This window comes from Lelliottia sp. SL45, from assembly GCF_026672535.1.
GTDB lineage: Bacteria > Pseudomonadota > Gammaproteobacteria > Enterobacterales > Enterobacteriaceae > Enterobacter > Enterobacter nimipressuralis.
Genome location: NZ_JAPPRH010000001.1, coordinates 626570 through 638906 on the forward strand (window position 1 = coordinate 626570; position 12337 = coordinate 638906).

General features: G+C 52.9%; 9 protein-coding genes. 6 read left to right on the forward strand and 3 right to left on the reverse strand.

Annotated features, from left to right (window positions below):
* Positions 1-36: 36 nt before the first annotated feature.
* The 3 genes from OVA10_RS03040 (at position 37) to ompL (ending at position 3649) form a co-directional block, all read left to right on the forward strand.
* Positions 37-1419, forward strand: coding sequence for an MFS transporter (locus OVA10_RS03040; RefSeq protein WP_268195210.1), 1383 nt, complete (start codon positions 37-39; stop codon positions 1417-1419).
* Positions 1420-1464: 45 nt separating this feature from the next.
* Entirely contained in the window at positions 1465-2889 is a 1425-nt protein-coding gene (locus OVA10_RS03045) for an MFS transporter (RefSeq protein ID WP_268195212.1), read from the forward strand.
* Positions 2890-2962: 73 nt separating this feature from the next.
* A complete protein-coding gene (gene ompL / locus OVA10_RS03050) occupies positions 2963-3649 on the forward strand; it encodes a porin OmpL (RefSeq protein ID WP_248859358.1) in 687 nt (228 codons plus the stop codon).
* 62 nt (positions 3650-3711) lie between these two features.
* Here the strand turns inward: ompL and typA are convergent, their stop codons facing one another.
* Positions 3712-5535, reverse strand: a complete 1824-nt coding sequence (gene typA / locus OVA10_RS03055) for a ribosome-dependent GTPase TypA (RefSeq protein WP_100778329.1) — start codon at positions 5533-5535, stop codon at positions 3712-3714.
* 389 nt (positions 5536-5924) lie between these two features.
* Here typA and glnA point away from each other — a divergent pair, with 389 nt between their 5' ends.
* From glnA to glnG, 3 genes are all read left to right on the forward strand, one after another.
* Positions 5925-7334 carry a glutamate--ammonia ligase gene (gene glnA, locus OVA10_RS03060; RefSeq protein WP_095284040.1) on the forward strand — a complete coding sequence of 470 codons (1410 nt, stop codon included), beginning with the start codon at positions 5925-5927 and terminating at the stop codon, positions 7332-7334.
* A 196-nt stretch (positions 7335-7530) separates the two neighbouring features.
* Positions 7531-8580, forward strand: coding sequence for a nitrogen regulation protein NR(II) (gene glnL / locus OVA10_RS03065; protein WP_100778328.1), 1050 nt, complete (start codon positions 7531-7533; stop codon positions 8578-8580).
* Between the two features lie 11 nt (positions 8581-8591).
* On the forward strand, positions 8592-10004 hold the full coding sequence (gene glnG, locus OVA10_RS03070) for a nitrogen regulation protein NR(I) (RefSeq protein WP_102105701.1): 1413 nt from the start codon (positions 8592-8594) through the stop codon (positions 10002-10004).
* Between the two features lie 77 nt (positions 10005-10081).
* Here glnG and hemN read toward each other — a convergent pair whose 3' ends face one another.
* Both hemN and yihI read right to left on the reverse strand, forming a co-directional pair.
* Positions 10082-11455, reverse strand: a complete 1374-nt coding sequence (hemN, locus tag OVA10_RS03075) for an oxygen-independent coproporphyrinogen III oxidase (RefSeq protein ID WP_268195215.1) — start codon at positions 11453-11455, stop codon at positions 10082-10084.
* A 188-nt stretch (positions 11456-11643) separates the two neighbouring features.
* Positions 11644-12159, reverse strand: coding sequence for a Der GTPase-activating protein YihI (gene yihI / locus OVA10_RS03080; RefSeq protein ID WP_100778324.1), 516 nt, complete (start codon positions 12157-12159; stop codon positions 11644-11646).
* Positions 12160-12337: the final 178 nt, after the last annotated feature.

Consider the following 12337-nt stretch of genomic DNA (forward strand, 5'->3'; position numbering starts at 1 on the left):
CCCGCGAGGTCACTCGCGGGCAGACGGAGAATAATAATGAGTCAGCAATCATCCGATCCGGCAACCCTACGACTGCCGTTCAAAGAAAAACTCGCCTATGGAATGGGCGATCTGGGTTCCAATATCCTACTGGATATCGGCACACTGTATCTGCTGAAGTTTTACACCGACGTGCTGGGATTGCCGGGCACGTATGGTGGGATCATCTTTTTGATCGCAAAGTTTTTTACTGCGTTTACTGATATGGGCACAGGCATCATGCTCGACTCGCGGCGCAAGATTGGGCCAAAGGGAAAATTCCGTCCTTTCGTTATCTATGCCGCCTTTCCGGTGATGCTATTGGCTATCGCCAACTTCATCGGCACACCGTTTGATATCAATGGTAAAACGGTGATGGCGACGGTGCTGTTTATGTTCTATGGGCTGTTCTTTAGCATGATGAACTGTTCGTATGGTGCAATGGTTCCGGCGATGACCAAAAATCCTGATGAGCGTGCCTCTCTGGCGGCCTGGCGTCAGGGCGGTGCGACGCTCGGTTTACTGCTGTGTACCGTCGGTTTTGTTCCGGTGATGAATCTAATTGAAGACAATCCCCAGCTGGGTTATGTCTTCGCGGCCACGCTGTTTTCTCTCGGCGGTCTGCTCTGTATGTGGTGGTGCTATCGGGGCGTGAAAGAGCGTTATGTGGAAGTGCAGCCGGCTAGTTCAACGCAAAAACCGGGACTGTTACAGTCGTTTAAGGCCATCGCCGGTAACCGACCGCTGTTTATCCTCTGTATCGCCAACCTGTGCACGCTGGGCGCGTTCAACGTCAAACTCGCCATCCAGGTTTACTACACCCAATACGTTCTTAACGACCCGATTTTGCTGTCGTATATGGGATTCTTCAGCATGGGATGCATTTTTATCGGCGTATTTATGATGCCCGGCGCAGTGCGTCGCTTCGGTAAGAAAAAAGTGTATATCGGCGGATTGCTGATCTGGGTGGTGGGCGATCTGCTGAATTACTTCTTTGGTGGCGGTTCGGTCAGTTTTGTGGCGTTTTCATGCCTGGCCTTCTTTGGTTCGGCCTTCGTCAATAGCCTGAACTGGGCGCTGGTGTCAGACACGGTGGAATACGGAGAATGGCGTACCGGCGTGCGATCCGAAGGCACGGTCTATACCGGATTTACCTTCTTCAGAAAAGTATCGCAGGCGCTGGCTGGTTTCTTCCCCGGGATTATGCTGACGCAAATTGGCTATGTTCCCAACGTGGTGCAGTCCGCCGGAACCGTCGAAGGCTTACGTCAGCTGATTTTCATCTATCCAGGCATCCTGGCCGTCATCACCATTGTGGCCATGGGATGCTTCTATAACCTCAACGAGAAGATGTACGTGCGCATCGTTGAAGAGATAGAAATGCGCAAGCGCATGGCCTGATGAATCACTAAAAGAGCGCCCTGCGGGGCGCTATGAGGATCGCAGATGAACCCGAACCTTGATCCGTTAACCCTGAAACTGAGCCTGCGCGAGAAGTGCGCCTACGGAATGGGCGATTTTGGCTCGAATTTAATGCTGTGTATCGGCACGTTATATCTGCTGAAGTTTTATACCGATGAGCTGGGGATGCCTGCGTTCTATGGCGGAATTATTTTTCTGGTGGCGAAATTCTTCACCGCCTTCACTGATATGCTGACCGGCGTGCTGCTGGACTCACGACGCAATGTCGGCGCACGGGGTAAATTCAGACCCTTTATTCTGTATGCCTCCGTCCCGGTGGCGCTGGTTGCCACAGCGCAGTTCGTGGCGAACGACTTCAGCCTGACCGTCAAAACCACCATCGCCACGGTACTCTTCATGATGTTTGGTCTGTTTTACAGCCTGATGAACTGTTCGTATGGTGCAATGGTCCCGGCAATCACCAAAAACCCAAACGAGCGCGCCCATCTCGCCGCCTGGCGCCAGGGTGGTGCAACGGTGGGGCTGCTGCTGTGTACCGTTGGCTTTATGCCCGTTCAGGCACTGTTCGTCAGCCAGCCGTCGTTGGGCTATTTAGTTGCGGCGTTGCTATTCGTGACCGCAGGGCTGTTTTGCATGTGGTGTTGCTACAGTGGCGTGAAAGAACGCTACGTTGAGATCACACCAGAATTCCATAAACCCGGCATTATGAAATCGTTCTGTGCCATTTTCCGCAACCCCCCTTTACTGGTGTTGTGTATCGCCAACCTCTGTACGTTGGCGGCCTTCAATATCAAACTTGCCATCCAGGTGTATTACACCCAGTACGTGCTGAACGATATTCATCTTTTGTCATGGATGGGTTTTTTCAGTATGGGCTGCATTCTGGTGGGGGTTTTCCTGGTGCCCGGTGCGGTAAAACGCTTTGGCAAAAAGCAGGTATATCTGGGCGGTTTGACCCTGTGGGCGGTGGGCGATGTATTGAACTTTTTCTGGGGAACCAGCTCGCTGTCGTTTGTGCTGTTTTCCTGCATGGCGTTTTTTGGCACCGCGTTTGTGAACAGCCTGAACTGGGCGCTGGTGCCGGATACCGTTGATTATGGCGAATGGAAAACCGGAATTCGCGCCGAAGGTTCAGTCTATACCGGCTATACCTTTTCACGCAAAATTTCCGCCGCGCTCGCCGGATTCCTGCCGGGAATTATGCTGACGCAAATTGGCTATATCCCACATGCGGTACAAAGCACAGGCACTCTGCTTGGTCTGCGTCAGCTTATTTTTCTCTGGCCTTGCGGGTTGGCGATTATTGCTGCCATCACCATGGGGCTGTTTTATAAACTCAATGAACAACGCTTCGCTTTTATTATTGAGGAGATTGGAAAACGGAAGAAACAGTCTGCACAAGTACCGGATGTACCCATAAAAAATAAAGCGTCAGCAGTCACTTTATAACCATAAATCTGGCTATTAACCCTTCCTGTTTAACAGGAGGGGCGGCCCTTCTGTATCTATACATGGACAAATCATGAAGAGAATCGTCATTGCACTGTTCGTTTCATCAGTGTCTTGCTCTGCGTTGGCGGGTGCTTATGTCGAAACGCGCGAAGCCTATAATACCGCCTCGGAACAGCACGAAATTATCCTGCGAGCCGGATATAACTTTGATATGGGGGCGGGGCTGATGTTCACCAATGCCTATAATTTAGGTCAATGGGATGAGCTGAAGCACAGTTATAACGAAATTGAGGGCTGGTATCCCCTGTTTCGACCCACGGACAAATTAACCTTTCAGCCCGGCGGATTGATCAATGACAGCAGCGCAGGTTCGGGCGGCGCTATTTATTTAGATACTAATTATAAATTTATTGACTGGTTTAACCTGACATTTCGTTATCGCTACAATCACAATAATTACGACACACCTGACTTTAACGGTAAAATGGATAAGAACGATACCCATGAATTCGCGAATTACTGGAATTTTAAATTAACCGACGCGTTCTTTTATACCTTTGAACCGCACTTTTTCCAGCGAGTGAATGATTACCAGAGTAGAAATGGTAAAGATCATCACTGGGAAATCACGAACAAATTTAGCTACAAGATTGACCCACACTGGCTGCCGTATCTGGAGCTTCAATGGCTGGACCGATGGAATGACTATAACCGCGAGCAGTATCGCATTCGCTTAGGGTTGAGATATTCATTCTGATATAAAAAAAGCCGCTGAATCTCAGCGGCTTTTCGCACGACGCACCTCAGAGAGGAGTCGTATTAGTCTTTGCTGCCACGGCCCGCACGTTTACGGTCGTTCTCAGTCAGGTGACGTTTACGGATACGTACGGAGGTAGGAGTAACTTCTACCAATTCGTCGTCATCGATAAATTCCAGAGCCTGCTCAAGAGACATTTTCTGTGCTGGAACCAGCGTGGTGGCTTCGTCAGTACCGGAAGCACGCATGTTGGTCAGTTTCTTACCGGTCAGGCAGTTTACAGTCAGGTCGTTAGAACGACTGTGAATACCGATGATCTGGCCTTCGTAAACTTCTGCACCGTGACCCAGGAACAGCTTACCGCGGTCCTGCAGGCTGAACAGTGCGAACGCAACTGCTTTACCCTGGCCGTTAGAGATCAGCACGCCGTTCTGGCGCTGGCCGATTTCACCCGGTTTAACGTCATCGTAGTGGCTGAAGGTGGAGTACAGCAGACCGGTACCGGAGGTCATGGTCATGAACTCGGTACGGAAGCCGATCAGGCCACGTGCCGGGATCAGGTAATCCAGACGAATACGGCCTTTGCCGTCAGGGATCATGTCTTTGACATCGCCCTTACGCTCGCCCATTGCCTGCATCACAGAACCCTGGTGCTGTTCTTCGATATCCAGCGTCACGTTCTCGAACGGCTCTTGCATACGGCCATCGATCATACGGTTGATAACTTTCGGACGGGACACAGCCAGTTCGAAGCCTTCACGACGCATATTTTCGATAAGAACGGACAGGTGCAGCTCACCACGACCGGATACACGGAACGCGTCCGCATCTTCGGTTTCTTCAACGCGCAGCGCAACGTTGTGCACCAGCTCTTTGTTCAGGCGGTCAAGGATCTGACGAGAGGTAACGTATTTACCTTCTTTGCCACAGAACGGAGAGGTGTTGACGTTGAAGAACATGGTTACAGTCGGTTCATCAACAGACAGCGCTGGCAGTGCTTCAACATTTTGCGGATCGCAAAGGGTGTCGGAGATGTTCAGCTCGCCCAGACCGGTGATCGCGATGATGTCGCCTGCTTCGGCTTCGGTGGATTCAATACGCTCCAGACCGAGGTGAGTCAGAACTTTGCCGACTTTACCGTTGCGGGTTTTACCTTCGCTGTCGATGACAGTGACTTGCTGGTTAGGCTTCACTTTACCGCGCTTGATGCGACCGATGCCGATTACGCCAACGTAGTTGTTGTAATCCAGCTGGGAGATCTGCATCTGGAACGGACCATCGAGGTCAACGCTTGGTGCTTTAACGTGGTCAACAATCGCCTGGTACAGCGGGGTCATGTCTTCCGCCATATCAGTGTGGTCGTTGCCCGCGATACCCATCAGTGCTGATGCATAGATGATTGGGAAATCGAGTTGCTCGTCGCTTGCGTCGAGGTTAACGAACAGGTCAAACACCTGATCCACAACCCAGTCAGGACGCGCGCCAGGACGGTCAACTTTGTTGATAACCACGATTGGCTTCAAACCATGGGCGAATGCCTTTTTGGTTACGAAGCGCGTCTGCGGCATTGGGCCATCCATTGCGTCAACGACCAGCAGAACGGAGTCTACCATGGACATTACACGTTCAACTTCACCACCGAAGTCGGCGTGGCCTGGGGTATCAACGATGTTGATACGGTAGTCATTCCATTTGATAGCGGTGTTTTTAGCGAGGATGGTAATCCCACGCTCTTTCTCCAAATCGTTGGAGTCCATCACGCGTTCGGTGGCTTCAGCACGTTCATTACTGAAGGTACCGGATTGCTGCAGCAGCTTGTCAACCAGGGTAGTTTTACCATGGTCAACGTGCGCGATGATGGCGATATTACGCAGATTTTCGATCACAACTTTGCCTCAGGCATTTAGAAATAGCGCGTTATTGTACACGGATTAATCGCAGGACTAAACAGGATCACAAACATCCTCCGCAAACAAGTATCGCAGAGTTGCTTTGTGATCGCTTTCACGCAGCGTAAAAAGTGCACTTTAACGGAAATTGCACCAATATGGTGCTCAATGTTCACACTGAAGCACTATACTGGTGCAAGATGACTATCGTGGTGCAGCTCATTTGCACTATGACGTGCATGATAACGCCTTTTTGGGGTGATTTAAAAGTTGGCACAGATTTCGCTTTATAAAAATACGGCAAAAACATGGCGACCACGCCAGCCTTACACAGAATTGAAGACCTCGTTACCACGACGACAATGACCAATCCGGGAGAGTTACGTATGTCCGCTGAACACGTTTTGACGATGCTGAACGAACACGAAGTGAAGTTTGTTGATCTGCGCTTCACTGATACCAAAGGTAAAGAACAGCACGTCACAATTCCTGCTCATCAGGTAAATGCCGAATTCTTTGAAGAAGGCAAAATGTTTGACGGCTCCTCAATCGGCGGCTGGAAAGGTATCAACGAATCCGACATGGTTCTGATGCCAGACGCAACCACTGCGCTCATTGACCCGTTCTACGAAGAGTCTACCCTGATTATTCGTTGCGACATCCTCGAGCCAGGCACGCTGCAGGGCTACGACCGCGACCCACGCTCCATCGCTAAACGAGCGGAAGAGTACCTGCGTTCTACCGGTATCGCGGACACCGTGCTGTTCGGGCCAGAACCAGAATTCTTCCTGTTTGACGATATTCGCTTTGGTGCGTCTATCTCCGGTTCTCACGTAGCTATCGACGATATCGAAGGCGCATGGAACTCCTCCACCAAATACGAAGGTGGTAACAAAGGTCACCGTCCAGGCGTGAAAGGCGGTTACTTCCCGGTTCCTCCGGTCGACTCTTCTCAGGACATCCGTTCTACCATGTGTCTGATCATGGAAGAGATGGGCCTGGTTGTTGAAGCGCATCACCATGAAGTGGCGACTGCGGGTCAGAACGAAATCGCAACCCGCTTTAACACCATGACCAAAAAAGCGGATGAGATTCAGATCTACAAATATGTGGTTCACAACGTTGCACACCGCTTCGGTAAAACTGCGACCTTTATGCCAAAACCTATGTTCGGCGATAACGGTTCCGGTATGCACTGCCACATGTCTCTCTCCAAGAACGGGACTAACCTGTTCTCTGGTGACAAATATGCGGGTCTGTCCGAGCAGGCGCTGTTCTACATCGGTGGTGTCATCAAGCACGCTAAAGCGATCAACGCCCTGGCGAACCCAACCACCAACTCCTACAAGCGTCTGGTCCCAGGCTACGAAGCGCCAGTAATGCTGGCTTACTCTGCCCGTAACCGTTCTGCTTCTATCCGTATTCCAGTGGTTGCGTCTCCAAAAGCGCGTCGTATCGAAGTGCGCTTCCCGGACCCAGCGGCTAACCCATACCTGTGCTTCGCAGCGCTGCTGATGGCTGGTCTTGATGGTATCAAGAACAAGATCCACCCAGGCGAAGCGATGGACAAAAACCTGTACGACCTGCCTCCAGAAGAAGCAAAAGAGATCCCACAGGTTGCCGGTTCTCTGGAAGAAGCACTGAACGCGCTGGACGCTGACCGTGAGTTCCTGACTGCTGGCGGTGTGTTCACTGACGACGCTATCGATGCTTACATCGCACTGCGTATTGAAGAGAACGACCGCGTTCGCATGACGCCACACCCGGTTGAGTTCGAACTGTACTACAGCGTTTAATTTTCATCTGATTCACCGTCTTTCTTGTCGCTACGGTGGCAAGAAAGACGCAGAAGATTTTTTTGTTGCCGTGGAAACTTTTAGCCCATCTTCGGATGGGCTTTTTTCTCCACCAACAACCTGATCTCACGCGCTTTTTACCACTAAAACGCTATACTGCACTAAATTAGTGCACCCAACTCCAGGAGACTGCTTAATGGCAACTGGCACGCTGCCCGATGCTGGGCAGATCCTCAATTCTTTAATCAACAGTATCTTACTGGTCGACGACGAGCTGGCGGTTCATTACGCCAACCCTGCGGCGCAGCAACTGCTCGCCCAAAGCTCGCGTAAATTATTCGGTACCCCACTCCCGGAACTGTTGAGCTATTTTTCGCTGAATATTGCGTTGATGCAGGAAAGTTTATCGGCAGGCCAAGGCTTTACCGATAACGAAGTGACCCTGGTGATCGACGGGCGCTCGCACATTCTCTCCCTCACGGCGCAACGTCTGCCGGAAGGATTAATACTGCTGGAAATGGCGCCGATGGATAATCTGCGCCGTTTGAGCCAGGAGCAGCTCCAGCACGCACAGCAAATCGCTGCACGCGATCTGGTGCGGGGGCTTGCCCATGAGATTAAAAACCCGCTGGGAGGCCTCCGAGGCGCTGCACAGCTGTTAACCAAAGCACTGCCGGACCCGGCGCTGGCCGAATACACCAACGTCATCATTGAACAGGCCGATCGCCTGCGCAATCTGGTGGACCGTCTGCTTGGGCCGCAGCAGCCAGGCATGCACGTTACCGAGAGCATCCACAAAGTGGCTGAGCGGGTGGTGAAGCTGGTGTCGATGGAGTTGCCTGCCAACGTTACGCTGGTGCGCGATTACGATCCGAGTCTGCCGGAATTGCCGCACGATCCCGACCAGATTGAACAGGTTCTGCTGAATGTGGTGCGTAACGCGCTGCAAGCCTTAGGCGCGGATGGCGGGCAAATCATTCTGCGTACGCGTACCGCGTTCCAGCTGACGCTGCATGGCGTGCGCTATCGCCTCGCCGCCCGAATCGACGTAGAAGACAACGGGCCAGGAATTCCGTCGCATCTGCAGGACACGCTGTTCTACCCGATGGTGAGCGGCCGCGAGGGCGGAACCGGGCTGGGATTGTCCATCGCCCGTAATTTGATTGACCAACACTCCGGCAAAATTGAATTTACCAGTTGGCCGGGTCATACCGAGTTTTCGGTTTACCTGCCAATAAAAAAATAAAGGTGACGACGATGCAACGAGGGATAGTCTGGGTAGTCGATGATGATAGCTCCATCCGCTGGGTGCTTGAACGCGCGCTTACCGGAGCAGGATTAAACTGCACCACCTTTGAAAGCGGTAGCGAAGTGCTTGATGCGCTCATCACCAAAACCCCGGACGTGCTGCTTTCGGATATCCGGATGCCGGGGATGGATGGGCTTGCGCTGTTAAAGCAGATTAAGCAACGTCATCCGATGCTTCCGGTCATCATAATGACTGCTCACTCCGATCTGGATGCCGCCGTTAGCGCCTACCAGCAGGGCGCATTTGATTACCTGCCAAAACCCTTTGATATCGATGAAGCCGTCGCCCTGGTGGAACGCGCCATCAGCCACTATCAGGAGCAACAGCAGCCGCGAAACGCGCCAGTGTTTGGCCCGACGACCGATATCATTGGCGAAGCGCCCGCGATGCAGGATGTGTTTCGTATCATTGGCCGCCTGTCGCGTTCATCCATCAGTGTGCTGATTAACGGCGAATCCGGGACCGGTAAAGAGCTGGTTGCGCACGCCCTGCATCGCCACAGCCCGCGCGCGAAAGCCCCGTTTATCGCCCTGAATATGGCCGCCATTCCGAAGGATTTGATCGAGTCGGAACTGTTTGGCCATGAGAAAGGCGCGTTTACCGGCGCAAATACCATTCGTCAGGGCCGCTTTGAACAGGCAGACGGCGGAACGCTTTTCCTCGATGAAATCGGCGATATGCCGCTGGACGTGCAAACACGTCTGCTGCGCGTGCTGGCCGATGGGCAGTTTTACCGCGTCGGCGGCTACGCCCCCGTTAAAGTCGACGTGCGCATTATCGCCGCCACGCACCAGAACCTTGAACAGCGCGTGCAGGAAGGCAAATTCCGTGAAGACTTGTTCCACCGTCTGAACGTGATTCGCGTCCATCTCCCGCCGCTACGCGAACGCCGGGAAGATATTCCGCGTCTGGCGCGCCATTTCCTGCAGGTGGCGGCTCGCGAACTGGGCGTGGAAGCCAAACTGCTGCACCCGGAAACCGATGCCGCGTTGACGCGACTGGCGTGGCCGGGCAACGTGCGTCAGCTGGAAAACACCTGTCGCTGGCTCACCGTTATGGCTGCCGGGCAGGAAGTGCTGATTCAGGATTTACCGGGTGAACTGTTTGAATCTACCGCGCCCGAAAGCAGCACCGGACAGTCGTTACCTGACAGCTGGGCGACGCTGCTGGCGCAGTGGGCGGATCGCGCGCTGCGTTCCGGTCATCAAAACCTGCTTTCCGAAGCGCAGCCTGAAATGGAGCGCACGTTACTCACGACTGCGCTTCGCCATACTCAGGGGCATAAACAGGAAGCGGCACGGCTGCTGGGTTGGGGGCGAAATACCCTGACGCGGAAGCTGAAAGAGCTGGGAATGGAATAACACTTCTACGCCTGTTGGCGCAGCGCTGATCAGAACTACGCCTGGTAGTCCCGGTCAGCGCTGCACCACAGAAGGTTTTAGATGACGCGTGAAAATTGCTGCAAGCGGGCTTTCTGGCGCAGGTAGGCGTCAAAGCACATGCAGATATTACGAATCAACAAGCGCCCTTTTGGCGTCACCTGAATCGCTTTATCGCTCACATCCACCAGCCCATCCTTCGCCAGCGGCGCGAGCAGCTTCAGATCTTCAGCAAAGTAGTCGGCAAAGGCGAGTTCCCAATGGGATTCGACGTCGGCAAAATCGAGGCGGAAGTTGCAGATTAACGCCTTAATCACATCCCGACGGATGCAGTCATCGCGCGTAAGCGCAATGCCGCGCCACAGAGCGTTTCCGCTTTCATCCACCTGCTGATAATACTGTTTCAATTCTTTCTGATTCTGCGCATAGCAGTCGCCAATCATGCTGATCGCCGAGACTCCCATCCCCAGTAAATCGGTGTCGCCCTGGGTGGTGTAGCCCTGGAAATTACGGTGCAGCACACCTTCGCGCTGGGCAATGGCCAGCTCGTCATCAGGACGGGCGAAGTGGTCCATGCCGATAAACTGATAGCCGGTTTCCGTCAGGGACGAGATAGTTTCCTGCAGGATATCCAGCTTCTGCTGGGCAGAGGGCAAATCGGCATCTTTAATTTTGCGCTGAGCGGCAAAAAGCGTCGGCAGGTGCGCATAGTTAAAGACGCTCAGACGATCGGGATTCAGCTCTGCCACGCGTTTCAGCGTGAAGGCGAAGCTTTCCGGCGTCTGTTTCGGCAGGCCGTAGATCAGATCGATATTGGTCGAGGTAAAACCGATTTCGCGCGCGTGGTTCAGCAGCGCAAAAATAAATTCCTCATCCTGCTCGCGATTGACCAGGCGCTGAACCTCTTTGTTAAAGTCCTGCACGCCCATGCTCAGGCGATTAAAGCCCTCGGCTCGCAGGTGATCGAGTACATCCAGCTCGATTTCACGCGGATCGACTTCAATAGAGATTTCAGCATCGGCCTCAAAACGGAAGTTGGCCCGCAGAAGATCCATCAGACGGCTGATTTGCGTTTTATTGAGATAGGTTGGCGTACCGCCGCCCCAGTGGAGCTGGCTTATGTTTCGCCCGGCAAACAGCGGCGCACGGTGCAGGATTTCCTGCTCGAGGGCGTCCAGATACTGATCGGCTTTGTGCTGCTGGCGGGTGACGATTTTATTGCACCCGCAGAAATAGCAGAGCTTGTGGCAGAAAGGAATGTGAACATAGAGCGACAGCGGGCGTTCAGGATATCGCGCAACTGCCTGCAAAAAATCGGCCTCGCCGAAGGTTTCAGCAAACTCCAGCGCGGTCGGGTATGAGGTATAACGCGGCCCGGAATAGTTATATTTCTGGATCAGGGCCAGATCCCAGTCGATGTTTGGTACAGACATGCTCACTCCTTCCGTTGGTGTCGCGTTCGTATACGGCGGCCCGTTTTGACCCCATTGCGGGTCAATATTCGGGTGCGCAGCCACCTCTGTCGCCGCGACAACCGCCGTAGTTTAACGAATAACCACACCAGATAACATATAACCGGAAGGGTTATAAGAAGGACTATAGAGCCCGCTGGGTGCAAATGTTAGTTTCCACCTTTCAGCAGACGCATCATATCGTCCTGCTTTTCTTCTTCTTCGTCTTCTTCATCGTCGTAAGAGAGACCGAGCTGCTGCATCAGTTCATCGATACGATCCAGTTTGGCATCGACCCATTTCTGCTCTTCAGCGTTCAGGGCTTCACCGCCCTCAAGACGTTCCAGCAGCGCGTCCAGGCGCTCATCGTTCTCCAGCATATCCAGCTCAGCCTGCGGTGAAAGCATAGGTTTCTCGCTCTTTTTAGGTTTTTGCTGCTTGATAACCGGGGCGTCCGTCACGCCCAGGGGAATTGGCGTTTTGCTCCCGATGCGCGGATCTTTCTGTTTGGATTGTTGCGCGGCGGAACCTGAAGCACTGCTGCCGTTCGCACGGCTACCCGAAGCATGACCACTATGCTTTTTCGCACGTTTGCGATCGCGAGCTTCCTGATTCAGTTCTTCACGGGTTTTGCGGTGCGCTTTTGCCGGGCGTTTAGCGCCCGCTGTGGATGTCGGTTTTTTCATGATGCCTTGTCTTTAAGCCATTTTCTTCAGTATAGAATTGCGGCGAAATCTAGCAGAAAGCAAGCAAAGAAAAAAGGCGACAGAGCAATCTGTCGCCTTTTTTCCTGACTCTCAACCCTTAACGGGTTATTCAATCCCTGTTTGCTAACAACTCACCCTGTTTATCCCTTAGCGAATA

Bases quoted from the DNA above. Each gene is read 5' to 3' on its own strand.
- OVA10_RS03040 (WP_268195210.1), top strand. From the start codon at position 37: ATGAGTCAGCAATCATCCGATCCGGCAACCCTACGACTGCCGTTCAAA.
- OVA10_RS03045 (WP_268195212.1), top strand. From the start codon at position 1,465: ATGAACCCGAACCTTGATCCGTTAACCCTGAAACTGAGCCTGCGCGAG.
- ompL (WP_248859358.1), top strand. From the start codon at position 2,963: ATGAAGAGAATCGTCATTGCACTGTTCGTTTCATCAGTGTCTTGCTCT.
- glnA (WP_095284040.1), top strand. From the start codon at position 5,925: ATGTCCGCTGAACACGTTTTGACGATGCTGAACGAACACGAAGTGAAG.
- glnL (WP_100778328.1), top strand. From the start codon at position 7,531: ATGGCAACTGGCACGCTGCCCGATGCTGGGCAGATCCTCAATTCTTTA.
- glnG (WP_102105701.1), top strand. From the start codon at position 8,592: ATGCAACGAGGGATAGTCTGGGTAGTCGATGATGATAGCTCCATCCGC.
- hemN (WP_268195215.1), bottom strand. From the start codon at position 11,455: ATGTCTGTACCAAACATCGACTGGGATCTGGCCCTGATCCAGAAATAT.
- yihI (WP_100778324.1), bottom strand. From the start codon at position 12,159: ATGAAAAAACCGACATCCACAGCGGGCGCTAAACGCCCGGCAAAAGCG.